This is a genomic window from Actibacterium naphthalenivorans, assembly GCF_014196965.1.
Taxonomy (GTDB): Bacteria; Pseudomonadota; Alphaproteobacteria; order Rhodobacterales; family Rhodobacteraceae; genus Actibacterium_A; species Actibacterium_A naphthalenivorans.
The window spans coordinates 231,620-253,904 of record NZ_JACIEQ010000003.1 but is presented as its reverse complement, the minus strand read 5'-3'; the positions used below and the strand labels follow the sequence as shown (position 1 = coordinate 253,904).

The following is a 22,285-nucleotide window of genomic DNA, read 5'->3' as shown; positions in this document are numbered from 1 at the left end:
ATGGCGGGGCGCATGGCCGGGGCGGCCGGAGGGATCCTTTCCTATTTCACCCGGCACGGGACGGCGGCGAACCTGTTGCTGGTGATCCTGATCGCGCTGGGCCTGGCGGCGGTGCCGCGGATGCGGGCGCAGTTCTTTCCCGATGTGATCGTCGATGACGTGACGGTGAATGTGACGTGGGACGGCGCCGGTGCCGATGACGTGGATGCCGGCATCACCCAGGTGCTGGAGCCGGTGCTGCTGGCGGTGGAAGGGGTGGAAGACGCCACCTCGCGCTCGACCGAGGGGCGGGCGAATATCGATCTGTCGTTCGAGCCGGGCTGGGACATGGCGCGCGCCGCGTCCGACGTGCAAGCGGCGGTGGACGCCGTGACAGAGCTGCCCGAAGAGGCGGATGAGCCCACCGTGCGCCGCGGTGCCTGGCGCGACCGGGTGACGGATGTGGTGATCACCGGGCCGGTGGGGGTGGATCAGCTTGGCCGGTTCGCCGATGAATTCGTCACCCGGCTGTTCGCGGCGGGGGTGACGCGCACCACGATCCGCGGGCTGGCGGCGCCGAATACGATTGTCGAGGTGCCCTCGGCCGCGCTGGTCCGGCATGACGTGACCATGGCCCAGATCGCCGATGCGATCGAGGCGGCGGCCGAAACCTCGCCCGCCGGGGACGTGTCGGGCGGCAGCGCACGGGTGCGTACCGGCGTGGCCAAGCGCAGCGTCGACGAGATCGAGGCGGTGGTGCTGCGCGCCAATGACGACGGATCGAACCTGACGGTGGGCGATGTGGCGCGGGTGATCGTCGAGGGGATCGACCGCGAGCGCGCCTATTACGTGGGTGCGCATCCGGCGGTGTCGGTGCGGGTGGACCGTTCGGACCGGGGCGATGCGATCGACATTCAGAACGTGGTGCAGGACGTCGCCGATGAAATGGTGGCGAGCCTGCCCGCCGAGGTGCGGATCGACCTGATCCGCACCCGCGCCGAGGCGATCACCGGGCGCCTGAACATCCTGCTGGACAATGGGCTGATGGGGCTGTTGCTGGTGGTGGCGCTGCTGTTCCTGTTCCTGAACGCGCGCACGGCCTTCTGGGTGGCGGCGGGGATTCCGGTTTCGATGTTGGCCACGATTGCGCTGATGTACGCGTCGGGGCTGACGATCAACATGATCTCACTGTTCGCGCTGATCATCACCACCGGGATCGTGGTGGATGACGCGATCGTGGTGGGGGAACATGCCGATTTCCGGTCGCGGCGGCTGGGCGAAGGCCCGGTCGAGGCGGCAGAGAATGCGGCCCGGCGGATGGCCCCGCCGGTGATTTCGGCCACGATCACCACGGTCATCGCCTTTTTCGGGCTGACCGCGATCAGCGGCCGGTTCGGCGATCTGATTTCCGACATACCGTTCACCGTGATCGCGGTGTTGATGGCCTCGTTGGTGGAATGCTTTCTGATCCTGCCCAACCACATGTCTCATGCGTTGGCCCATTCGGCGAAGGAACATTGGTATGATCTGCCCTCGCGGGTGGTGAACCGGGGGTTCGGCTGGGTGCAGGCGGCGCTGTTCCGGCCGCTGATGGCCGGGGTGATCCGGGCGCGCTATCCGGTGATGGCGCTGGTGCTGGTGGTGCTGGCCACGCAGGTGGCGCTGCTCATCCGGGGCGATGTGCAGTGGCGGTTCTTCAACTCGCCCGAACAAGGCTCGATTTCCGGCAATTTCGCGATGGCGCCCGGCGCCCGGCGCGAAGACACGATGGCGATGATGCGCGAGATGCAGCGCGCCACTGCCGCCGTGGCCGCGCGCTACGAGGCAGAGCATGGGCGCAATCCGCTGGTTTACGTGCTGGCGGAGGTCGGCGGCAACACCGGCCGTGGCCTGTCGGGCGTCGGCACCAAGGACGAGGAGCTGCTGGGCTCGATCGCGATCGAGCTGATCGACGCCGATCTGCGGCCCTATTCGTCATTCCGCTTTCTGGCCGATCTGCAGGAAGAGGTGCGCAGCCATCCGCTGGTCGAGGTGCTCAGTTTCCGGGGCTGGCGCTCGGGGCCGGGGGGCGACGCGCTGGATGTGGAATTCTACGGCGCCGATTCCGAAACGCTGAAGGCGGCGGCCGAGGCGCTGAAGGCCAGGGTTTCGCAGTTCCCCGAAGTATCGGCGCTCGAGGACAGCCTGGCCTATGACAAGGAAGAGCTGATCCTGGAACTGACGGCGCAGGGCACCGCGGTGGGTTTCACCATAGACGGGCTCGGCCGGGTGCTGCGCAACCGCCTGAACGGGATCGAGGCCGCGACCTACCCCGACGGGCCGCGTTCGGCCGCCATTCGGGTGGAACTGCCCACCGGCGAGCTTACCGCGGATTTCCTCGACCGCACGCTGCTGCGCTCGGCCAGCGGGCAATACCTGCCGCTGGCCGATATCGTGACGGTCGAGCGGCGCACCGGCTTCTCCACCATCCGGCGTGAGAACGGGCTGCGCGTGGTGTCGGTCACCGGCGATATATCGGAGGATGATCCGGCCCGGGCCGAGGCGGTGATGGAGGCGCTGGAGCGTACGATCCTGCCCGCCATCGAAAGCGAATACGGCGTCGCCTGGCAGCTTTCGGGCCTGGCCGAGCAGGAAAACGAGTTTCTGGCCGACGCGATGACCGGGCTGATGCTGTGCCTTCTGGGCATCTACCTGACGCTGGCCTGGATCTTCTCGAGCTGGACCCGGCCGGTGGTGGTGATGGCGATCATTCCCTTCGGACTTGTCGGCACGATCTATGGCCACGCGCTGTGGGAGATTCCGCTGTCGATGTTCACGGTCGTCGGGCTGATCGGCATGACCGGGATCATCATCAACGATTCCATCGTGCTGGTCGGCACGGTGGATGAATATTCGCAGACCCGCGGGCTGGTGCCCGCGATCATCGACGCGACGGCCGACCGGCTGCGGCCGGTGTTCCTGACCACCGCGACCACGGTTCTGGGCCTCGCGCCGCTGCTCTATGAAAGCTCGCAACAGGCGCAGTTCCTGAAACCCACGGTGGTGACGCTGGTCTACGGGCTTGGCTTCGGCATGGTTCTGGTGTTGCTGATGGTGCCGGCGCTGCTGGCGATGCAGCAGGATGTGTCGCGCCACATTGCCGCCGCGCGGCGGGCGCTGGGGCAGCCTTCGCGCGCGCGGGCGATGGGCGCGGTGATCGCCGTGGCGGCGCTGGGCCTTGGCGGGCTGTTCGGGCTGACGCTGGGCCATGCGGTGGTGACGGGCGCCCTGCCGGGGATTGTCACCGGCGCGTTTCCCGGGCTGGCGGGGGTGCCGGCGATGCCGGCGGCGCTGGGCCTGTTTCTGGCCGGGGCGGCGGTGCTTTTGCTGATCGTCTATACGGTTACGGCGCTGGTCTATGCCCGGCGCAGCGCGGGGGCCTAGCCGCCTACGCAGCCCTGAATGTCGATCGCCCGGCTGTCCGACAACAGCGTGATGCGCACGCCGGACCGGTCCAGCGCGAAGGGGGCGGCATTGGCCGGCACAAGATCGGTTACCGCCGTCAACTCATTGCCCCGGCGCGACACTTCGGCCTCGGCCACCCAGATCGACGGATCGGCCAGTTCGACCACGGCAATCTCCTTGCCCCCAAGCGGCGGCACGGTGATGCGCGTGGTCAGGCGCAGCCCGTCGGGCAGCGGTGTGGCGCTGCAGATCACATCGCCGACCCCGGCCTGATAGCCGGGCACGGGGCGCTGCGCCAGCGCGGCCCGGATCGGCGCGGGCTCCGGCGCGGCGGGAAGATCGGCGTGCAGCGCAAGTTCCATCGGCATGCAGATGTCGAGGCACACGCCCAGCTCGACAACCCCGTTCAGGGTGATCGGCGCGCCGGGCCTCTGCGGCGTCAGTTCGATCGGCAGCACCACCTCGTGCTTGTAGGCGATGGTGCGCATGCCGTTCTGATAGATCACCTCGGGCCGGGGCCAGAACAGATCGGCCGAGCGAAGGTTCTCGGAGCCGGACCATTCGAACCGCGGCGGAATGCCGGCATCGCCGGGCGCGCGCCAGTAGGTTTTCCATTCGGGTGCCAGTTTCAGCCGCAGCCCGACCATCTGGGTGCCGCGGGCGGTTTCCCAGCCGGGCAGGATTTCCGCCGTGATGACAGACGCGTAGGGGCTTTCGGCCCGCGCCGGGGACAGCGGGGAAAACGCCAGGCCGGCAGCAAGCGCCAGGCAGGTGAGAACGGATTTGACCATGGCGCAGAACATAGGCATCGGCGGCCGCGAACGAAATCACAATTGGGCGATGGCGGCGCGAGTGTGGCTTTTCGTACCACCCGGCGCGCGTGGCCCTTGCGCCAAACCGGTGCAACGACCACCTTTGGCGCATGGATATTTCAGGCAGCGAACTGGACCTCAGCGGCAAGCTTCTGATCGCGATGCCCGGCATGGGCGATCCGCGGTTCGAGAAAAGCGTGGTCTACATATGCGCCCATTCCGCCGAGGGCGCGATGGGGCTGATCATCAACAAGCCGTCGCAGGAACTGCGCCTGTCCGACATGCTGGAACAGTTGCAGATCCCGCGCGGCACCGGCCGTGACATCCGGGTGCATTTCGGCGGCCCGGTGGAACACGGGCGCGGCTTTGTGCTGCATTCGTCCGACTATCGTTCGAACAGCGCGACGACGCTGAAGGTGGATGCGCAGTTCGGCCTGACCGCGACGCTGGACATTCTGGATGACATGGCGCGCGGCACCGGGCCCGACAACACGCTTCTGGCGCTGGGATATTCCGGCTGGGGGCCGGGGCAGCTCGAGGCGGAGATCGGCGCCAACGGCTGGCTGACCTGCGATGCCAGCCCCGAGATCGTGTTCGCCGGCGATGATGACAGCAAATGGGGCCGGGCGCTGAACGTGCTGGGCGTCGATCCGCTGTCGCTTTCGGCGGCCTGCGGCCACGCCTGAGCGCGGGGGGGTTCAGGGCCGGGGGGCAGCGGCGCGGCGCAGCCTGTCGTTGATGGCCCGGCCCAGCCCGTGTTCAGGGATCGGCGCCACGGCAATCACCTGGCCCGTCTGCGCCAGTGCGTCCATCGCGCGCAGGTGGTGAAACAGGTTGGCCGCGGCCTCGACCAGATCACCGCCGGGCGACAGGTTCATCGCCGCCCCCTCGCAGCCCGGCCCGAACCCCAGCCAAAGCTCGCCGGCACGCGGCGCGCGCGCTTCCAGCCTGATCCCGGCCTCCGGCGCGTAATGCGAGCCAAGCTGCCCCGGCGCGGAAATCGCCGCATCCTCGCCGCGGCGGGCCAGAGGGTGACCAAGGCAATCCTCGATCACCTCGACGGGCAGGCCACCCGGGCGCAGCAGGGTCGCGGCCCCGTCCGCGCCGATGCCGACGATGGTGGATTCCAGCCCCACGTCGCAGGCGCCGCCATCCAGCACCGCCTCGATCCGTCCGGCAAGCCCTTCGGCCACATGTTCGGCGCGGGTCGGGCTGACCTTGCCCGACGGGTTGGCCGAGGGCGCCGCCACCGGGCCGCCGAACCGCACCAGCAGCGCGCGCGCCACCGCATGCGCCGGCAGGCGCAGCGCCACCGTATCATTGCCCGCCGTCACCAGCGGCGAAAGCCCCGCATCGGGCCGCAGCGGCAGCACAAGCGTCAGCGGACCGGGCCAGAAGGCGCCCGCCAGCCGTTCGGCCGCGTCTGGAAACAGCGCGATGCGGCGCGCGGCGGCGATATCGGGCAGATGCACGATCAACGGGTTGAACCGGGGGCGGCCCTTGGCCTCGAATATCCGGGCGACGGCGGTATCGTCGCGCGCATCCGCGCCCAGCCCATAGACCGTTTCGGTGGGAAAGGCGACAAGCCCTCCCCGCGCAAGGAGTTCTGCCGCGCGGGCCAGCCCCTGCGGGTCTGCCTTCAGGGTTTCAGTGGGGATGGCGCGGTTCATGTGACGCTGCGTCTGCCTTGATGGGGAAACCTGGTGCAATAGGTTTTGTCAGGAATTCCGTTGACATACAGCCGCGCCGCCGCGATCTCAAGGCACGGGTTGAGGAGGGATGCCATGCCATATCGCGCGCCGGTCGGCGAATTTCAGTACATCTTCGATCATGTGGTGGATCTGGGCAAGGTGGCGCAGACCCCCATGTTCGCCGAGGTCACCCGCGACGTGACCGACGCCATCCTGTCCGAGGCGGGCCGGCTGAGCGAAGAGGTCATAGCCCCGGTGCAGCGCAACGGCGATCTTGATCCGGCGGTTCTTGAAAACGGCGTGCTGCGCAGCTCGCGCGGGTTTGCCGGGGCCTATGCGCAGATCGCGCTGGGCGGCTGGGTCGGCATGGCGGCGGACCCGGAGCATGGCGGCATGGGCCTGCCGATGACCGTGGCCACTGCGGTGAACGACATGATGAGCGCGGCATGCCTTTCGCTGCAGCTCAACCCGCTGCTGACCCAGGGCCAGATCGAGGCGCTGGAACATCACGCCTGCCCCGAGATGAAGGCGCTCTATCTGCCCAAGCTGATATCGGGCGAATGGAACGGCACGATGAACCTGACCGAACCGCAGGCCGGGTCCGACGTGGGCGCGGTGGCGGCAAAGGCCGTGCCGAACGGCGATGGCACCTACGCGGTGACCGGCCAGAAGATCTTCATCTCCTGGGGCGATTGCGATTTCACGTCGAACACCTGTCATCTGGTGCTCGCGCGGCTGCCCGACGCGGCGCCGGGCACGCGCGGGATCAGCCTGTTCATGGTGCCCAAACTCATCCCCGACGCGCAGGGCAGCCCCGGCGTGGCCAACAGCCTGAAGGTGGTCAGTCTGGAGCACAAGCTGGGCCTGCATGGCTCGCCCACCGCGGTGATGCAGTTCGACGGCGCCACCGGCTGGCTGGTGGGGGAGCCGCACAAGGGCATGGCCGCGATGTTCACCATGATGAACAACGCCCGGCTGGGCGTGGGCGTACAGGGCATCGGCGCGGCCGAGGGCGCGTATCAGCACGCGCTGGCCTATGCGCTGGAGCGGCGGCAGGGCAAAACGCCGGTGGTGGAGGGTACGGGCTGTATCGTCGATCATGCCGATGTCCGCCGGATGCTGACCACGATGAAGGCCGAGATCTTCGCCGCCCGCACGCTCGCGCTGTCTTGCGCGCTGGCCATCGATCTGGCCCGGGCCACCGATGATGCCGACTGCCTGGCGCGCGCCGCGTTTCTGACCCCGATCGCCAAGGCCTATGGCACCGATACCGGTATCGATGTTGCGTCCATGGGCATGCAGGTGCATGGTGGCATGGGGTTCATCGAAGAGTCCGGCGCCGCCCAGTATCTGCGTGATGTGCGGGTGACGGCAATCTACGAAGGAACGAACGGTATTCAGGCCATGGATCTGGTGGGGCGCAAGATGATGGATGGCGGCGAAGCGGCCTTCCGCCTGATGGACGAGGTCGAGGCCAGCGCCGAGGCGGCGCGCGGCATCCTGCCCGATCTTGCCATCGCGGTCTGGGCCGCCGCCGAGACCTTGCGCGAGGCTACCGAATGGCTGGCCGCCCAGCAGATGAACGACCGCTTCGCCGGTGCGGTGCCGTTTCTGCGCGGCTTTGCCCGTGTTCTTGGGGCGCATTTCCACCTGAAGGCGGCGCTGGCCGAAGGCGGCAGCGGGCCGCGCACCGCGCTGGCCACGTTCTTCATCCGGCGGCTTTTGCCAGAGCATGTGGCGCTGCTCGCCCACGCGCGCGAAGGGGCGGCGGGGCTCTATGCGCTCAGCCCCGAAGACTTGGTGGCATGATGGACGGGAACTCCCTGATTCACTACCCTTGGGCGGAGCCTCCGGCCGGGAGCGAGGCGATAGAGGTGGCACCCGGTGTGCTCTGGATGCGGCTGCCGCTGCCGATGAGGCTGGACCATGTGAACATCTTCGCGCTGGATGACGGCGATGGCTGGACCATCGTCGATACCGGGTTCGAGATGGCCCAGCACCGGGAAATCTGGGGCGCGTTGCTGGCCGGGCCACTGCGCGGCAAGCCGGTGAACCGGGTCATCGTCACCCATCACCACCCCGATCATATCGGCCTTGCCGGCTGGTTCCAGGCCGCGCATGGCGCCGAGCTGTGGACGACCCGTACCGCCTGGCTGATGACGCGGATGCTGATTCTCGACGAACAGGACGCGCCGGACGAAGAAACGCTGGCCTTCTGGCGCGCCGCCGGGATGGACCGCGAGATTTATGAAAAGCGTCTGGCCGAGCGCCCGTTCAACTACGTCGATCTGGTGTCGCCGCTGCCGCGGGGCTATCGGCGGGTCAAGCAGGGCGATGTCATCCGCATCGGCGGGCGCGACTGGGACGTGCGCATGGGCGATGGCCACGCCCCCGAACACGCCACGTTCTGGAGCAGGGACGACAACCTCGTGCTGGGCGGCGATCAGCTCTTGCCGTCGATCTCGCCCAATCTCGGGGTCTATGCCTCCGAGCCCGACGCAGACCCCGTGGGCGACTGGCTGGAAAGCTGCGAGCGGCTGCTGGCCCATGCGCGCGACGATCAACTGGTGCTGCCGGGCCACAAGCTGCCCTTCACCGGCCTGCCGGCGCGGCTGTCGCAACTGATCGACAATCATCACGGCGCGCTGGACCGCCTTGTCGCACATCTGCAAACGCCCCATACCGTGGGCGGATCGTTCGCGCCGCTCTACAAACGCAAGATCGGGCCCGATGAATACGGGCTGGCCCTGGTCGAGGCGATCGCCCATTTCAACCACCTGTATCAGGCGGGCCGGATCAGCCGCCGCATGGGCGACGATGGCGCATGGCTGTGGCAGGCCACCGATGACTGAGCGGTTGCACGATGCCCGTCCGCGGGCGCGGGTGGTGCACGCGGATCCCGATGCGCCCGCCTCGCCCGAGCAAAAACCGCTGCCCGAAGCGGTCTGCCGCAAGCCGGTGGAGCAGAAGAGCGCGGCCGAATGGGCCTATGAGCGGCTGATCCTCTATATCCAGAACTTCGAGGAACAGCTCGCCGCCGAGGATGAGATCGCCATCGGCCTGACCGGCGGCAACACCGGCATCCTGCGGATCGAGGGGGTGGGCTATTTCGACCCCGATATCGTTACCTTCTACGGTACCGACCAGACGGGCGCGCGCACCCAGCTCGTGCAGCACGTCAGCCAGCTCAACGTGATGCTGCGCGCCATGCCGAAAGAGCCGGCAGCCCCCGCCGCCCGGCGCATCGGATTCCGCCTGGCCGAGGATCTGGAGCACGACACCTGACAACCGCCCGGTCGCGGCGAACAGGGCCGTGACAGCCGCCGCGAAATCGGCTATCCGGGCTTCGCACGATCAGGGAAGGGATACCCCATGGCAGAATACAAGCACGGTTCGATGGACATCACGGATCACGAAAAGACCTATGACGGGTTCATCCGCTTTGCGACCATCGTCGCCGGTCTGGCCATTCTGGTGATTGTCTTTATCGGTCTTGTGAACGGGTAACGCCCCGGCGGGCGCCTGCCCGCCGACATGCCCGTTGAAAGCCAAGCGACATGCGCATCCCGCTGCTTCTTGCCCTTGTGCCGCTTGCCCTGTCGGCCTGCACGGCCGACCCCGTCTGGGCGCCCGACGCGGCGGTCGAGGCCGCCGTCTATCGTGACGACAGCCCGCCGTCGATCACGCTGTTCACCATGATCAACAACCGCTCGAACGAGGGCGGGCACAGCGGGCTGATGATCAACGGCGATCAGCGGGTGATGTTCGACCCGGCCGGAAGCTGGTGGCACCGCACCGCGCCGGAACGCAATGATGTGCTTTACGGCATGACGCCGCTGATGCTGAAATTCTACATCGACTACCACGCCCGGGAAACCTATCGCGTGGTCAGTCAGACCGTAGAGGTCTCGCCCGAGGTGGCCACGCGGGCGCTGCAACTAGCCGAAGCACGTGGCGCGGTGCCCAAGGCGATGTGCGGCAGCGCCACCAGCGGCATCCTCAAGCAGCTTCCCGGATTTGAGTCCGTCTCGCAATCGCTGTTTCCCGCCCGGATCATGGACTCCTTCGGCCAGTTGCCCGGGGTCGAGACGGCTGTCTATTACGACGACGATGCCGACGACAACACCGCCGTGCTGATGACCCAGCAGCACGGGGCGCCGGCTCAGCCCAGCAGATAAAGCGCCAGATAGAGCGTGGCCGCGCCGCCGATGATGGCCAGCAGGACATTGCGGGTGAGGATCCCCACCCCCAGCGCCGCGGCCGCCGCCAGCATCCGGGCCAGATCGGGCTGGCCCCCGGTCGCGGCGGGCCAGACCACCAGCGGCGCGATCAGCGCGGGCAGCACGGCCACCGGCGTATAGCGCAGATGGCGCAGCACCCATTCGGGCAGCTTTCTGTCGCCGATCAGCCCAAGGAACGAAAAGCGGATCAGGAAGGTGCCGATGCCCAGCCCGACGATGATGGTCCAGATTTGGGCGCTGCTCATGTTCATGCCTGACGCCCCCGCATCCACAGCTCGACCTGTGCGCCGGCCATCATCGCAGCCAGCGCCGCGACGATCAGCCCACCGTTATAGGGCACGAAGGCCAGCGCCAGCGAGACAGCCACCGACACTGCCGCCGCCGCCACATGGGCCAGCGTGCGCAGCGCCGGTGCGATCAGCGCCAGAAAGGTGATCGGCACCGCGAAATCCAGCGCGTATTCGGGCGGGATCTGTTGCCCGGCCAGCGCACCGATCAGGGTCATGGTATACCAGAACGGGCAGATCAGGGTGATGGTGCCGAAGAAATAGGCCGTCTTCTGCGCCAATGGCATGCCGGGGTGGGTTTCGAACCGGGCGACGCCGACGGCATAGGACTGATCGACCAGGAAATAGGCCATCAGCGCCCGCTGCCACAACGGCGCGGCGCCCAGATGCGGGGTCAGCGATGCCGAATACATCGCCATGCGCAGGTTCACCGCCAGCGCCGTGGCCAGAATGATCACCGTGGGCGCGTTTTCCGTCATCAGTTGCAGCGCCGCGAATTGCGACGCCCCGGCGATGACCAGCACCGAAAAGCCCATGACCTCGGCGATGTTCAGCCCGGCCTCGGTGCCGACCACGCCGAACAGCAGTCCGAAGGGCGACACCACGAAGATGAAGGGCAGGCCGTGGCGGGCGCCCAGCCAGAATGCCGATTTGGTGGTGGAGGATGCCATGCGCTGCCCCTAGACTGTGCCTTGCCCCTTCGCCCTTAGGCCGTCAGGGGTGCGGATGCAACCGCCCTGAAAACCAGGCAACGGGAGAGGCCATGGAAATTTGCGGTGTGATCCTCGCGGGGGGGCAGGGCACGCGCGCCGGGGGGCGCGACAAGGCGCTGATGCGGCTGGGCGGGTGCAGCCTGCTGGCGCGCGCGGTCGAACGGCTGTCGCCGCAGGTGGCCGCGCTGGCGCTGAATGCCAATGGCGATCCGGCGCGGTTTTCCGCTGCGGGCCTGCCGGTGATACCCGACACCGTGCCGGGCCAGCCGGGGCCGCTGGCCGGCATTCTCGCCGGAATGGACTGGGCGGCGGGCCGGGGGGCCGATGCCATCGTCACTGTGGCGGTGGATACGCCGTTCTTCCCTTGCGATCTTGTGCCCCGGCTTCACCTGGCCACCGAAACCGCCCATGCGCCGATCGCCCTGGCAACAAGCCATGGCCGGCCCCACCCGACCTTTGGCCTGTGGCCGGTCGCCCTGCGCGAGGAACTGCGCGCGGCCCTTGCGCAGGGCACGCGCCGCGTGCGGCTCTGGGCCGAGGCGCATGGCGCCGCCATGGCGGAATTTCCCGCAGGCCGTATCGACCCGTTCTTCAACATCAACACCCCGGAGGATCTGGCACAGGCCGAGGCGCTTTTGCAGGCGGTGAATTAGTCGAAGGTGCCCGACACCCGCCCAAGCAGCATGAAGGCCCGCGCGGTGCGGGTGTCGGACAGATCATTGATTTCCTGATCCGACGCGGTCTTTTCAAAGGCGCTGAACGTGTGGTCGAACTGGCGCAGAAAGTGATGCGCGGCGTCGCGGAAGATCGGGTCCTGCCGCATCCGCCCCGAGGTCAGCGCCAGGCACGAACGGTCGCGCACCCCGCCAAGCGCGGCGATGGCCGCGCCACGCTCGCCCTGGGCGAAGCGGCGCCACAATTCGGGGCGCGAACGGTCGGGGTTCAGGTCATCCATATAGATGCCATCCTGGCTGAGCAGGGTCAGCACATCCTGTGCCGAGCGCACGAGCTTGGCGGCGGTGCGATCCTGCAAGGCGCGGCGCAGCGCGCGAAAGCCTTCCTGATCATCCGCCGTTTCGGGGAAATTCAGCGCGCGGATGAAATCCTCGACCGATAGGGGGGGCTGCATCTCTTCGGCGGGCGTGCCAAGCGCGAGCGAGGGCTGCGCGTCATCCACGGGCGCGCCCTGCGGCGCGGCGGGCGGCGGGCCGGCCTGGCGGCTGCGGACGCTGGCGAAGGTTGCCATCGCCGATTCCGCCTGTTTTTGCGCCGCGACAAGCTGATCCAGCTTTTTCTCGACCGTGGGGCGCACGCTCATGTTCGCCATCTGCTGCTGCTGGATATAGGTGTGGCGCATCGCGTCGATGGCCGATTGCAGGCGCGTCGATTCCTCGCGCATGATGCGCGCGCTTTTCGCCGCTGACGCGCCGACCCAGAACAGGGCGACAGGCATCGTCACCGCGATCAGAATCAGAACGAACACGATCGGATCAAACCGCGGGTTCGCATCCGGCGATCCGGCAAACAGAAAGAACAGCCCCGATCCGGCAAGCCACAGCAGGCTGAGAGACGCGGCGATGATATCGGCTGCGGACCAGCCCTCCGGCACCCGTTTCTTTCCGTAAATGCCGAGCTTGATCGGCGCGTCCTGATTCTTGTCTGCCATTTGGGATCGGTCTCAGCCCTGCGCTTCAGACATATTGAATGCTCAGAACCTCATAGCTTTTTTCGCCGCCCGGCGTTCTGACTTCAACACTGTCACCTTCCTCTTTGCCTATCAAGGCGCGCGCGAGGGGGGACTTGATGTTCAGCAGCCCTTTTTCGATGTCGGCCTCGGCCTCTCCGACGATCTGATAGGTCTTTTCCTCATCGGTGTCTTCGTCCACCAGCTTTACCGTGGCGCCGAATTTTATCGCGCCGGACAGTTTGGTGGGGTCGATGACCTCGGCCAGCGACAGCAACGCCTCAAGCTCTTTCACCCGGCCCTCGATGAAGCTCTGCTTTTCGCGGGCGGCGTGGTATTCGGCGTTTTCAGACAGGTCGCCATGTTCGCGCGCCTCGGCGATGGCCCTGATCACGGCGGGGCGTTCCACCGATTTCAGGGTCTTCAACTCGGCCTCGAGCGCGGTATGGCCCGCGCGGGTCATCGGTATCTTTTCCATAGCTCACATCGGACTTTTGAAAGCGGCGCGTCCGGACCCGGCGCGCCGCTGTTGGATGAATTTACTCAACTGACCTTAGTGCAGGCCGGATTGCAAGGGGCCGCATGGCACGCGGGCGGGGCATCGCCGCAGCGCAAAGATTCATGGGGCGCGCCGATTGACGCTTCGCGCTGCAGTGAGATAACGCTTTGCAGGAGATTTCAAGGGAAGAGGAAGCGCAGGGAGCGCGAGGGGAGAAGTATGTCCGAAGTTGAACGTGAATCGATGGAATATGACGTTGTGATCGTCGGCGCGGGGCCTGCTGGGCTTTCGGCGGCGATCCGCCTCAAGCAGCTCGATGCCGATCTGAATGTCGTCGTTCTGGAAAAGGGCTCCGAGGTGGGCGCGCATATTCTGTCGGGCGCGGTGCTGGATCCCTGCGGGCTGGATGCGCTGATCCCCGACTGGAAGGAAAAGGGCGCGCCCCTGAACGTGCCGGTGACGAAGGACAATTTCTATGTCCTGGGCGCGGGCGGGCAGATGCGGGTGCCGAACTGGCCGATGCCGCCGCTGATGAACAACCACGGCAACTACATCGTGTCGATGGGCAATGTCTGCCGCTGGATGGCTGAACAGGCCGAGGCGCTGGGCGTCGAGGTTTTCCCCGGCATGGCCTGTTCCGAGCTGGTCTACGGTGACGACGGCGAGGTCAAAGGCGTGGTCGCCGGCGAATTCGGCAAGAACCCCGACGGGACGCCGGGCCCTGCGTACGAACCGGGCATGGTTCTGTACGGAAAATACGTTTTCCTGTCCGAGGGTGTGCGCGGCAGCCTGTCCAAGGAAGTGATGGCGAAATATGACCTGTCCAAGGGCCACTGCCCGCAGAAATTCGGCCTGGGCATGAAGGAAATCTGGGAGATCGACCCCGAAAAGCACCGCGAGGGTACCGTGACCCACACGATGGGCTGGCCGCTGGGCAGCAACGCGGGCGGCGGGTCTTTCATTTATCACCTTGAGAACAATCAGGTTTATGTCGGGTTCGTGGTGCATCTGAACTATGAGAACCCCTATCTTAACCCCTATATGGAGTTCCAGCGGTTCAAGCATCACCCGATGGTGGCCGAGCTGCTGAAGGGCGGCAAGCGCGTGGCCTACGGCGCGCGCGCGATTTCCGAGGGCGGCTGGCAGTCGGTGCCCAAGGTGGTGTTCCCCGGCGGGGCGCTGCTGGGCTGTTCGGCCGGTCTGGTCAACGTGCCGCGGATCAAGGGCAACCACAACGCGATGCTGTCGGGCAAGGCGGCGGCCGAGGCCGCGCATGAGGCGCTGAAGGCCGGCCGCGCGGGCGACGAGCTGACCGCCTATGAGGCCGAGCTGCGCAGCGGCCCGATCGGGAAGGATCTGAAAAAGGTCCGCAATGTCAAACCGTTGTGGTCGAAGTTCGGGCTGAGCACATCGCTGGCCCTGGGCGGGCTCGACATGTGGACGAACAACCTCTTCGGCCTGTCGCTTCTGGGCACGCTGAAACATGGCAAATCCGATGCGGCGGCCACCGGCGAGGCGGCGAAGTTCAAGCCGATCGACTATCCCAAGCCCGACGGGGTGCTGTCATTCGACCGCCTGACCAACGTCAGCTTCGCGATGACCAATCACGAAGAGCAGCAGCCCTGCCACCTGCAGCTGAAAGACCCGTCGGTGCCGATCTCGGTGAACCTGCCGAAATACGCCGAACCGGCGCAGCGCTATTGCCCGGCCGGCGTCTATGAGGTGGTCGAGGAGGCGGGCAAGGATCCGCGCTTCGTGATCAACTTCCAGAACTGCGTGCATTGCAAGACCTGCGACATCAAGGACCCCAGCCAGAACATCAACTGGGTCACCCCGCAGGGCGGCGACGGGCCGAACTACCCGAATATGTAACGCTTGCGTCATGCGGGTGGCGAAAGTGCCGCCCGCGCATTGCCTTGGCTGCAGCGCTTGGATAGGTTTCGGAGCAGTCAAAGCGGAGTTGCCTCTTGCGCGTGTTTTCCATCCGGTCTTTCGGCCTTGCGGCCTGTGTCGCGCTCAGCCTCGTTGTCGCCGCGCCCGTCTCGGCGCAGAACGGTCTGGCCGGCGCCTATCTGGCCGCACGGCACGCGAGCTATTTCAGCGATTACAAGGCGGCGGCGCAGTATTACACCCAGGCGCTGGCGCGGGACCCGTCGAACCCGAACCTGATGGAAAGCGCGCTTCTGGCCTTTACCGGGCTGGGGCAGGTGGAGCGCGCGGTGCCGATCGCCCGGCGCATGGTGCAGGGTGGGCTGAACAGCCAGGCCGCGCATCTGGTGCTGATGGCCGATCAGTTGAAGCGGGGCGCGTTTGATGCCGTTCTTGAGGATGCCGAGGCCGGGCGCAGCATCGGCCCGCTGGTCGACAACCTGATCAGCGCCTGGAGCCATTTCGGCGAAGGGCGCATGTCCGAGGCGCTGGCCGCCTTCGACGCCGCCGCCGGGCAAGCCGGGCTGGCGGTGTTCGGCCTGTATCACAAGGCGCTGGCGCTGGCGGCCGTTGGCGATTTCGAAGGCGCGGCAGAGCTGTTTTCCGGCGATGATGGCCGCGCGCTTCTGGTGACGCGCCGCAGCGTGCTGGCCGATGTCGAGATCCTGAGCCAGCTGGAGCGCAACCCCGAGGCGGTGACCCTGATCGACGATATCTTCGGGCTGGAGCTGGACCCCGGTCTTTCCGATCTGCGCGATCGTCTGATCGCGGGCGAAACCCTGCCCTTCACCACGATCCGCAATGCCCAGGATGGTGCGGCCGAGGTGTTCTTTACCGTTGCGGGGGCGCTGAACGGCGAGGCCAACGACACGTTCACCCTGTTGTATTCCCGGATCGCGGAATATCTGCGCCCCGATCACGTGGATGCCATGCTGCTGACCGCCTCCCTGCTGGAGGCACAGGAGCAGTTCGATCTGGCGACAGCCGCCTATCTGCAGGTGCCCAATGACGATCCGGCCTTCTATGCCGCCGAACTGGGCCGGGCCGAGACGCTCGAGGAATCGGGCCGCACCGAGGCCGCGATCGAGGTTCTGACCCAGCTTTCCAAGAGTCATTCGGGGGTCGTGCTGGTGCATGTCTCGCTTGGCGACATGCTCAGCCGGCTCAAGCGTTATGGCGAGGCGGTCGTGGCCTATGATCAGGCGGCGGCGCTGTTTGGCGAGCCGGAACCGTCGCAATGGGTGGTCTATTACGCGCGCGGCATCGCGCTGGAGCGCGAAAAGCGCTGGCCCGAGGCCGAGGCGGATTTCCGCAAGGCGCTGGAGCTGCAACCGGATCAGCCGCGCGTGCTGAATTATCTGGGCTATTCCTATGTCGAGATGGGCACCAATCTGGACGAGGCGCTGAGCATGATCGAGCGCGCGGTCGAAGGGCGGCCCGATGACGGCTATATCACCGACAGTCTGGGCTGGGTGCTGTACCGGCTTGGCCGCTACCAGGAGGCCGTGGCGCCTATGGAACGCGCCGCCGAACTGTTGCCGATTGATCCGATCGTGAACGACCATCTGGGGGATGTACTCTGGGCCGTGGGCCGCCGGCTCGAAGCCGAGTTCCAGTGGAAGCGCGCGCTGTCTTTCGACCCCGAAGAGACCGACGCGCAGCGCATTCGCCACAAGCTGGACGTGGGGCTGGACAAGGTGCGCGAAGAAGAGGGGCTTGCCCCCATTTCGGTCGCCAATGGCGATTGACGCCTTCGCGCCTGCCAAGATCAACCTGACGCTTCATGTCACCGGTGAGCGGGCCGATGGCTATCATCTTCTGGACAGTCTGGTGGCCTTTGCCGATGTGGGCGACCGGATATCGCTGCGCCCGTCGGCGGCGCTGTCGCTGCAGGTCACCGGGCCAGAGGCTGCGGGCGTGCCGGTGGATGACAGCAATCTTGCGCTCAAGGCGGCGCGGTTCTTCGGGGCCGGGGGCGGAGCGATCGCGCTGGAAAAGAACCTGCCGGCGGCGGCGGGGATCGGGGGCGGGTCATCCGATGCCGCCGCCGTGCTGCGGGCGTTTTCCGACATGACAGGGCGGGAGATTCCTGCCGGTGCTTCGGCTCTGGGTGCGGATGTGCCTGTGTGCCTGCGGGCCGGGGCGGTGCGCATGGCCGGGATCGGTGATCTGCTGTCGCCGGTTCCGCCGTTGCCGCCGCTCTGGTGTGTTCTGGTGAACCCGCGCCTCGTGGTGGCCACGCCGGATGTGTTCAGGGCGCTGGCGCAGAAAGCCAACCCACCGATGCCCGAAGCCATCCCCGCATTCGCCACCGCGCCGGCGCTTGGCGCGTGGCTGAAGGGCCAGCGCAATGATCTGGAGCACACGGCCATCCGGCTGCAGCCCCGCATCGCCGTGGTGCTGAATACGCTCGCCACCCTGCCCGGCGCCATGCTGCACCGCATGTCGGGTTCGGGCGCCACGTGTTTCGCGCTGTTCGCCGATGACGCCGCCGCGCGCGCCGCCGCCACGCGGCTGTCACACGAATTTCCGGGGTGGTGGGTGCGCGCCGCCGCGCTTAGCTGACGCGGGCCACGACGAAATCGGCGATATCGCCCAGCAGATCGCGGATCGGATCTGCGGGCAGGCGGGTCAGCGCGGTCTTTGCCGTCTCGGACCAGCGCAGCGCCTCGGCCCTCGTATCCCGCAGCGCGTTATGCTTGTTCAGCAACGCCAGCGCCTGGTTCAGGTCGCCCTCGCGCTGATCGCCCTTTTCGATGGTGCGGGCCCAGAACGCGCGCTCTTCGGCATTTGCCTTGGCCACGGCCTTGATCACCGGCAGGGTCAGCTTGCGCTCGCGGAAATCGTCGCCCACATTCTTGCCGGTGGCGTCCGACCCCCAGTAATCCAGCAGGTCATCGACCATCTGAAAGCTGATCCCCAGCGCATCGCCATAGTCACGCAGCGCGTCGATTTGTTCTTCTGGCGCGCGGGCGACCACGCCGCCAACCTCGGTTGCCGCCGAAAACAGCGCGGCGGTCTTGCCCCGCACGATCTTGAGGTAGACAGGCTCGTCCGTTGCCAGATCCTGCGCGGCGGTCAGCTGCAGCACCTCGCCCTCGGCGATGGTGGCAGAGGCGGCGGACAGGATGTCGAGCACCCGCAAAGACCCGGTTTCCACCATCAGCGTAAAGGCCCGGGCCAAGAGGTAATCCCCGACGAGAATAGAGGATTTGTTATCCCACAGCAGGTTGGCGGTGGGGCGGCCGCGCCGCTGATTGCTTTCGTCGACGACATCGTCATGCAGCAGCGTCGCGGTATGAATGAATTCGACGGCCGCGGCCAGTTTGATGTGCTGGTCACCGTCATGGCCGCAGAGCCGCGCCGCGGCGAGGGTCAGCAGCGGGCGGATACGCTTGCCGCCCGCTTCGATCAGATGGGCCGTGACCTGGGGGATACGGGGCGCATGTTCAGAGGCCATGCGCGTCTTGATCACCGCGTTGACCGCATCCATCTCGGGCGCCAGAAGGGTGCTCAACTCTTCGTGCGGTGCGCTGGCGTCGGCGCGCTGCCCGATCACGCTCTCGTCACTTCTCTCGACAATCGCCACGGGGTGTCCTTAAGTCCATGTTCATGAAAGAGCTGTTACGCACCAATGACCCAACCCTCGTCGCATTTGCAACAACGCTCCTACGGGGCGAGGGAATAAACTGCTTTCATATGGATGTCTACATGAGCGTCCTTGAAGGTTCGGTCGGCATATTGCCACAGCGGATGATGGTCCGCGATGCGGATCTGTTTCGGGCGCGGGCCATTCTGCGCGACAATGACATCCCGCTGCCGGAGGAGCGTTGAATGCCCTTCGCCGTTGAGGATCTGACCTGCGACAGTTTTCTGGGCGGGCGGTTATCGGTTCTGCAGCCGCGCGGGGGCTATCGCGCGGGGGTGGATCCGGTGCTACTGGCTGCCGCGTCACCGGTGCGGGCGGGGCAAAGCGTGCTGGAGCTGGGATGTGGCGCGGGGGTGGCGGCCTTGTGTCTGGGCGCGCGGGTCGCGGGGCTACGCCTGACGGGGTTGGAGCTTCAGCCGCGCTATGCGGCACTGGCACGGGAAAACGCCGCGCGCAACAGGATCGCGTTGAGCGTGGTGGAGGGTGATCTGGCTGCCCCGCCACAGGAGGTGCGGCAGCAAAGTTTCGATCACGTCATTGCCAACCCGCCCTATTTTCTGCGCGCCAGAGGCAGCGCCGCCGCTGATTCCGGGCGCGAGCGGGCCTTGGGCGAGGAAACGCCGCTGGCGCAGTGGGTCGATGCCGGATTGCGCCGGCTGGTGCCCAAGGGGCGGCTGACCATGATCCAGCGGGCAGAGCGCGTGCCAGAATTGCTGGCCGCGCTTCAGGATCGCGCCGGCGACGTGGAGCTGCTGCCACTGGCGCCGCGGGCGGGCCGGCCGGCGCGGCTGGTGCTGTTGCGCGCCATCAAGGGCGGCGGGGGGCCGTTCCGCCTGTTGCCGCCCATGACGATGCACCAGGGCGCGGCGCATGACGGTGACCGCGAAAGCTATACCCCTGCGATCGGCGGAGTTCTGCGGAATGCTGCGGCGATCGAATGGCCGATTGCCTGATGTTTCGGCCAGATCCGCATTTGCGAAATATTCTGTCGGATTACTTTGCGCCCGCAGCGTGACACGACTCGATTTCTGTGCTGGACTGTAACGGCAATATGTCAGAAACCAGTGAGAGGAGGTCTCCCATGACCATGAGTTCGCACTTGCAGGAACTCCGCCGGAAACACCAGAACCTCTCGGAACGCGTTGAACATGATCAGCGTCACCCGGGTGTCGATGACCTTCAGATTGCCGAACTCAAGAAACAGAAGCTTCGATTGAAAGAACAGATCGAACGGCTTTCTCAGGGCTGAGAATCTCACCTGTCAGACACGAAAACGGGCCGCTTCTGATCAAGCGGCCCGTATTTGTTTGATGCCGCGGGCGTCAGGCGAAATACTGGCCGCCATTGGCCGAGATGGTCGAGCCGGTGATGAACGCCGCCTCGTCCGCGGCCAGAAAGACCACACAGCGGGCGATTTCGGCAGGCTCGCCAAGGCGGCCGACCGGGATTTGCGCGATGATCGATTCGCGCACCTTCTCGGGAACGGCCATAACCATGTCGGTGCCGACATAGCCCGGGCAGATCGCGTTCACCGTGATTCCGGCGCGCGCGCCTTCCTGGGCCAGTGCCTTGGTGATGCCCAGATCACCGGCCTTGGCGGCGGAATAGTTCGACTGGCCGGCCTGGCCCTTTTGCCCGTTGATCGAGCTGATGTTGATCACGCGCCCGAACTTGCGCTCGCGCATGCCGGGCCAGATCGGGTGGGTCATGTTGAAAACACCCGACAGGTTGGTGTCGATGACTTCGCGCCATTGCTGCGGGGTCATGCGGTGGAACATCGCGTCGCGGGTGATGCCGGCGTTGTTGACCAGCACGTCAATCGGGCCAAGCGCGTCCTGAACCTGGGCGATACCGGCGACGCAGGCGTCGTAATCGGCGACCGACCATTTATAGGCCGGAATTCCCGTTTCCTCGGTGAATTTCGCGGCGGCTTCCTCATTGCCTGCGAAATTCACGGCAACGCTATAACCTGCCTCTTTCAGCGCAACGCTGACTGCCGCGCCAATGCCGCGGGTGCCTCCGGTAACGAGTGCAACTCTGGCCATGATTCCTCCTCGGGATTCCAAAGTATTCGGTAATCTTAATATGAAACTGATCTCGAGGGCGCAAGATTATTGCGCCCTCAGGCGGTGATATTTTCGGGTTATGTCGGTTACGGGCGTTCCAGACACATGGCTACGCCCATGCCGCCACCGATGCAGAGCGTGGCGAGGCCCTTCTTGGCATCGCGGCGCTGCATCTCGAACAGCAGCGTGTTCAGGATGCGGCAGCCCGAGGCGCCGATCGGGTGGCCGATGGCGATGGCGCCGCCGTTCACGTTTACGATCTCGGGGTTCCAGCCCATGTCCTTGTTCACGGCGCAGGCCTGGGCGGCGAAGGCTTCGTTGGCTTCGATCAGGTCCAGATCGTCGGCCTTCCAGCCGGCTTTTTCCAGCGCCTTGCGCGAAGCGAAGATAGGCCCGACGCCCATGATCGACGGGTCAAGCCCGGCGGTGGCATAAGAGGCGATGCGCGCCAGCGGCGTCAGCCCGCGCTTTTCGGCGTCATCCGCGCTCATCAGCAGCACGGCGGCGGCGCCGTCGTTGATGCCCGAGGCGTTGGCGGCTGTGACCGAGCCATCCTTGGTGAAGGCGGGGCGCAGTTTCTGCATGCTTTCGAGGGTGGCGCCATGGCGGATGTATTCATCCTCGGACACCACGGTTTCGCCCTTGCGGGTTTTCACGGTGAAGGGAACGATTTCATCCTTGAACTTGCCGGCCTTCTGCGCGGCCTCCGCCTTGTTCTGCGAACCGACGGCGAATTCATCCTGCATGTCGCGGCTGATCTGCCACTGCCCGGCCACGTTTTCGGCGGTCTGGCCCATGTGATAGCCGTTGAACGCGTCCCAGAGGCCATCCTTGATCATCGAGTCGATGAACTTCATGTCGCCCATCTTGTGGCCGGCGCGCAGGTTGGCCACATGCGGCGACATTGTCATGTTTTCCTGGCCACCGGCGGCGACGATCGCGGCATCGCCAAGCTGGATGTGCTGGGCGGCGAGGGCGACGCTGCGCAGGCCCGAACCGCAAACCTGGTTGATGCTCCATGCCGCCGATTCGATCGGCAGCCCGGCGTTGATATGCGCCTGACGGGCCGGGTTCTGACCCTGGCCGGCGGTGAGCACCTGGCCCAGGATCGTTTCCGACACTTCGGATTTCTCGATGCCGGCACGGGCAACGATGGCCTCGAGCACGGCCGTGCCGAGATCCTGTGCCGGCGTGTTTGCGAAGGCGCCATTGAAACTGCCGACAGGCGTACGCGCGGCCGAAACGATCACTACATTGGTCATGGGTTGTCCTCTCCCCTCAGGTTAGGTGG

General features: G+C 66.2%; 23 protein-coding genes. 14 read left to right on the top strand and 9 right to left on the bottom strand.

The window, feature by feature from the left end; genetic code table 11:
- On the top strand, positions 1-3,402 hold the full coding sequence (locus tag GGR17_RS12525; RefSeq protein ID WP_054539863.1) for an efflux RND transporter permease subunit: 3,402 nt from the start codon (positions 1-3) through the stop codon (positions 3,400-3,402).
- Here the strand turns inward: GGR17_RS12525 and GGR17_RS12520 are convergent.
- Entirely contained in the window at positions 3,399-4,214 is an 816-nt protein-coding gene (locus tag GGR17_RS12520) for a protein-disulfide reductase DsbD domain-containing protein (protein WP_157445609.1), read from the bottom strand. The genes GGR17_RS12525 and GGR17_RS12520 overlap by 4 nt on opposite strands.
- Positions 4,215-4,366: 152 nt before the next feature.
- Here GGR17_RS12520 and GGR17_RS12515 point away from each other — a divergent pair, with 152 nt between their 5' ends.
- A complete protein-coding gene (locus tag GGR17_RS12515; protein WP_054540477.1) occupies positions 4,367-4,921 on the top strand; it encodes a YqgE/AlgH family protein in 555 nt (184 codons plus the stop codon).
- 12 nt (positions 4,922-4,933) lie between these two features.
- Here GGR17_RS12515 and GGR17_RS12510 read toward each other — a convergent pair whose 3' ends face one another.
- Positions 4,934-5,905: an L-threonylcarbamoyladenylate synthase gene (locus GGR17_RS12510; RefSeq protein WP_054539861.1), complete on the bottom strand. Its 972-nt coding sequence runs from the start codon at positions 5,903-5,905 to the stop codon at positions 4,934-4,936.
- A gap of 114 nt (positions 5,906-6,019) precedes the next feature.
- On the opposite strand from GGR17_RS12510, the gene GGR17_RS12505 reads away from it, so the two are divergent.
- From GGR17_RS12505 to GGR17_RS12485, 5 genes are all read left to right on the top strand, one after another.
- Positions 6,020-7,735 carry an acyl-CoA dehydrogenase gene (locus GGR17_RS12505; RefSeq protein ID WP_054539860.1) on the top strand — a complete coding sequence of 572 codons (1,716 nt, stop codon included), beginning with the start codon at positions 6,020-6,022 and terminating at the stop codon, positions 7,733-7,735.
- Positions 7,732-8,778, top strand: coding sequence for an MBL fold metallo-hydrolase (locus tag GGR17_RS12500; protein WP_054539859.1), 1,047 nt, complete (start codon positions 7,732-7,734; stop codon positions 8,776-8,778). Before GGR17_RS12505 ends, GGR17_RS12500 begins: the two co-directional genes overlap by 4 nt.
- Positions 8,771-9,211, top strand: a complete 441-nt coding sequence (locus tag GGR17_RS12495; RefSeq protein ID WP_054539858.1) for a DUF6173 family protein — start codon at positions 8,771-8,773, stop codon at positions 9,209-9,211. Before GGR17_RS12500 ends, GGR17_RS12495 begins: the two co-directional genes overlap by 8 nt.
- 87 nt (positions 9,212-9,298) lie before the next feature.
- Positions 9,299-9,433 (top strand): aa3-type cytochrome c oxidase subunit IV, encoded by a 135-nt coding sequence (locus tag GGR17_RS12490; protein WP_054539857.1) that lies wholly within the window; start codon positions 9,299-9,301, stop codon positions 9,431-9,433.
- A gap of 50 nt (positions 9,434-9,483) precedes the next feature.
- The gene (locus tag GGR17_RS12485) at positions 9,484-10,104 is read left to right on the top strand and encodes a hypothetical protein (RefSeq protein ID WP_054539856.1); all 621 of its coding nucleotides are present in this window, start codon (positions 9,484-9,486) and stop codon (positions 10,102-10,104) included.
- On the opposite strand, the gene GGR17_RS12480 is transcribed toward GGR17_RS12485, so the two are convergent.
- Entirely contained in the window at positions 10,089-10,412 is a 324-nt protein-coding gene (locus GGR17_RS12480) for an AzlD domain-containing protein (RefSeq protein ID WP_369817415.1), read from the bottom strand. The two genes, GGR17_RS12485 and GGR17_RS12480, sit on opposite strands and share 16 nt — an antisense overlap.
- 2 nt (positions 10,413-10,414) lie before the next feature.
- On the bottom strand, positions 10,415-11,125 hold the full coding sequence (locus GGR17_RS12475; protein WP_054539854.1) for an AzlC family ABC transporter permease: 711 nt from the start codon (positions 11,123-11,125) through the stop codon (positions 10,415-10,417).
- A gap of 92 nt (positions 11,126-11,217) precedes the next feature.
- On the opposite strand from GGR17_RS12475, the gene mobA reads away from it, so the two are divergent.
- The gene (mobA, locus tag GGR17_RS12470) at positions 11,218-11,820 is read left to right on the top strand and encodes a molybdenum cofactor guanylyltransferase MobA (RefSeq protein ID WP_054539853.1); all 603 of its coding nucleotides are present in this window, start codon (positions 11,218-11,220) and stop codon (positions 11,818-11,820) included.
- Here mobA and GGR17_RS12465 read toward each other — a convergent pair.
- Together GGR17_RS12465 and greA are read right to left on the bottom strand one after the other, a co-directional pair.
- The gene (locus GGR17_RS12465) at positions 11,817-12,833 is read right to left on the bottom strand and encodes a hypothetical protein (protein WP_173585969.1); all 1,017 of its coding nucleotides are present in this window, start codon (positions 12,831-12,833) and stop codon (positions 11,817-11,819) included. The genes mobA and GGR17_RS12465 overlap by 4 nt on opposite strands.
- A 25-nt stretch (positions 12,834-12,858) precedes the next feature.
- Positions 12,859-13,329, bottom strand: a complete 471-nt coding sequence (gene greA / locus GGR17_RS12460) for a transcription elongation factor GreA (RefSeq protein ID WP_037207895.1) — start codon at positions 13,327-13,329, stop codon at positions 12,859-12,861.
- 240 nt (positions 13,330-13,569) lie between these two features.
- On the opposite strand from greA, the gene GGR17_RS12455 reads away from it, so the two are divergent.
- The 3 genes from GGR17_RS12455 to GGR17_RS12445 all read left to right on the top strand — a co-directional run bounded on the left by GGR17_RS12455 (position 13,570) and on the right by GGR17_RS12445 (position 17,844).
- Positions 13,570-15,222 carry an electron transfer flavoprotein-ubiquinone oxidoreductase gene (locus tag GGR17_RS12455; RefSeq protein ID WP_054539852.1) on the top strand — a complete coding sequence of 551 codons (1,653 nt, stop codon included), beginning with the start codon at positions 13,570-13,572 and terminating at the stop codon, positions 15,220-15,222.
- 101 nt (positions 15,223-15,323) lie between these two features.
- On the top strand, positions 15,324-17,027 hold the full coding sequence (locus GGR17_RS12450) for a tetratricopeptide repeat protein (RefSeq protein WP_255353467.1): 1,704 nt from the start codon (positions 15,324-15,326) through the stop codon (positions 17,025-17,027).
- Complete coding sequence (locus GGR17_RS12445; protein WP_054539851.1) at positions 17,017-17,844, top strand: 4-(cytidine 5'-diphospho)-2-C-methyl-D-erythritol kinase; 828 nt, start codon at positions 17,017-17,019, stop codon at positions 17,842-17,844. Before GGR17_RS12450 ends, GGR17_RS12445 begins: the two co-directional genes overlap by 11 nt.
- Here GGR17_RS12445 and GGR17_RS12440 read toward each other — a convergent pair.
- The gene (locus GGR17_RS12440; RefSeq protein ID WP_054540474.1) at positions 17,837-18,772 is read right to left on the bottom strand and encodes a polyprenyl synthetase family protein; all 936 of its coding nucleotides are present in this window, start codon (positions 18,770-18,772) and stop codon (positions 17,837-17,839) included. The two genes, GGR17_RS12445 and GGR17_RS12440, sit on opposite strands and share 8 nt — an antisense overlap.
- Before the next feature lie 113 nt (positions 18,773-18,885).
- Here GGR17_RS12440 and GGR17_RS12435 point away from each other — a divergent pair, with 113 nt between their 5' ends.
- The 3 genes from GGR17_RS12435 (at position 18,886) to GGR17_RS12425 (ending at position 20,177) form a co-directional block, all read left to right on the top strand.
- Positions 18,886-19,113 carry a putative signal transducing protein gene (locus tag GGR17_RS12435; RefSeq protein ID WP_369817414.1) on the top strand — a complete coding sequence of 76 codons (228 nt, stop codon included), beginning with the start codon at positions 18,886-18,888 and terminating at the stop codon, positions 19,111-19,113.
- On the top strand, positions 19,114-19,881 hold the full coding sequence (locus GGR17_RS12430; protein WP_054539850.1) for a tRNA1(Val) (adenine(37)-N6)-methyltransferase: 768 nt from the start codon (positions 19,114-19,116) through the stop codon (positions 19,879-19,881).
- Between the two features lie 128 nt (positions 19,882-20,009).
- Positions 20,010-20,177: a YdcH family protein gene (locus GGR17_RS12425; protein ID WP_081940162.1), complete on the top strand. Its 168-nt coding sequence runs from the start codon at positions 20,010-20,012 to the stop codon at positions 20,175-20,177.
- A 73-nt stretch (positions 20,178-20,250) separates the two neighbouring features.
- Here the strand turns inward: GGR17_RS12425 and phbB are convergent, their stop codons facing one another.
- A complete protein-coding gene (gene phbB, locus GGR17_RS12420; protein ID WP_054539849.1) occupies positions 20,251-20,973 on the bottom strand; it encodes an acetoacetyl-CoA reductase in 723 nt (240 codons plus the stop codon).
- 107 nt (positions 20,974-21,080) lie between these two features.
- Positions 21,081-22,256, bottom strand: coding sequence for an acetyl-CoA C-acetyltransferase (locus GGR17_RS12415; RefSeq protein ID WP_054539848.1), 1,176 nt, complete (start codon positions 22,254-22,256; stop codon positions 21,081-21,083).
- Between the last annotated feature and the right edge of the window lie 29 nt (positions 22,257-22,285).

What these genes read in the sequence shown, in the direction of transcription:
- GGR17_RS12525 (WP_054539863.1), top strand. Translation starts at nt 1, where the DNA reads ATGGCGGGGCGCATGGCCGGGGCGGCCGGAGGGATCCTTTCCTATTTC.
- GGR17_RS12520 (WP_157445609.1), bottom strand. Translation starts at nt 4,214, where the DNA reads ATGGTCAAATCCGTTCTCACCTGCCTGGCGCTTGCTGCCGGCCTGGCG.
- GGR17_RS12510 (WP_054539861.1), bottom strand. Translation starts at nt 5,905, where the DNA reads ATGAACCGCGCCATCCCCACTGAAACCCTGAAGGCAGACCCGCAGGGG.
- GGR17_RS12505 (WP_054539860.1), top strand. Translation starts at nt 6,020, where the DNA reads ATGCCATATCGCGCGCCGGTCGGCGAATTTCAGTACATCTTCGATCAT.
- GGR17_RS12500 (WP_054539859.1), top strand. Translation starts at nt 7,732, where the DNA reads ATGATGGACGGGAACTCCCTGATTCACTACCCTTGGGCGGAGCCTCCG.
- GGR17_RS12495 (WP_054539858.1), top strand. Translation starts at nt 8,771, where the DNA reads ATGACTGAGCGGTTGCACGATGCCCGTCCGCGGGCGCGGGTGGTGCAC.
- GGR17_RS12490 (WP_054539857.1), top strand. Translation starts at nt 9,299, where the DNA reads ATGGCAGAATACAAGCACGGTTCGATGGACATCACGGATCACGAAAAG.
- GGR17_RS12485 (WP_054539856.1), top strand. Translation starts at nt 9,484, where the DNA reads ATGCGCATCCCGCTGCTTCTTGCCCTTGTGCCGCTTGCCCTGTCGGCC.
- GGR17_RS12480 (WP_369817415.1), bottom strand. Translation starts at nt 10,412, where the DNA reads ATGAGCAGCGCCCAAATCTGGACCATCATCGTCGGGCTGGGCATCGGC.
- GGR17_RS12475 (WP_054539854.1), bottom strand. Translation starts at nt 11,125, where the DNA reads ATGGCATCCTCCACCACCAAATCGGCATTCTGGCTGGGCGCCCGCCAC.
- mobA (WP_054539853.1), top strand. Translation starts at nt 11,218, where the DNA reads ATGGAAATTTGCGGTGTGATCCTCGCGGGGGGGCAGGGCACGCGCGCC.
- GGR17_RS12465 (WP_173585969.1), bottom strand. Translation starts at nt 12,833, where the DNA reads ATGGCAGACAAGAATCAGGACGCGCCGATCAAGCTCGGCATTTACGGA.
- greA (WP_037207895.1), bottom strand. Translation starts at nt 13,329, where the DNA reads ATGGAAAAGATACCGATGACCCGCGCGGGCCATACCGCGCTCGAGGCC.
- GGR17_RS12455 (WP_054539852.1), top strand. Translation starts at nt 13,570, where the DNA reads ATGTCCGAAGTTGAACGTGAATCGATGGAATATGACGTTGTGATCGTC.
- GGR17_RS12445 (WP_054539851.1), top strand. Translation starts at nt 17,017, where the DNA reads ATGGCGATTGACGCCTTCGCGCCTGCCAAGATCAACCTGACGCTTCAT.
- GGR17_RS12440 (WP_054540474.1), bottom strand. Translation starts at nt 18,772, where the DNA reads ATGGATGCGGTCAACGCGGTGATCAAGACGCGCATGGCCTCTGAACAT.
- GGR17_RS12435 (WP_369817414.1), top strand. Translation starts at nt 18,886, where the DNA reads ATGTTCATGAAAGAGCTGTTACGCACCAATGACCCAACCCTCGTCGCA.
- GGR17_RS12430 (WP_054539850.1), top strand. Translation starts at nt 19,114, where the DNA reads ATGCCCTTCGCCGTTGAGGATCTGACCTGCGACAGTTTTCTGGGCGGG.
- GGR17_RS12425 (WP_081940162.1), top strand. Translation starts at nt 20,010, where the DNA reads ATGACCATGAGTTCGCACTTGCAGGAACTCCGCCGGAAACACCAGAAC.
- phbB (WP_054539849.1), bottom strand. Translation starts at nt 20,973, where the DNA reads ATGGCCAGAGTTGCACTCGTTACCGGAGGCACCCGCGGCATTGGCGCG.
- GGR17_RS12415 (WP_054539848.1), bottom strand. Translation starts at nt 22,256, where the DNA reads ATGACCAATGTAGTGATCGTTTCGGCCGCGCGTACGCCTGTCGGCAGT.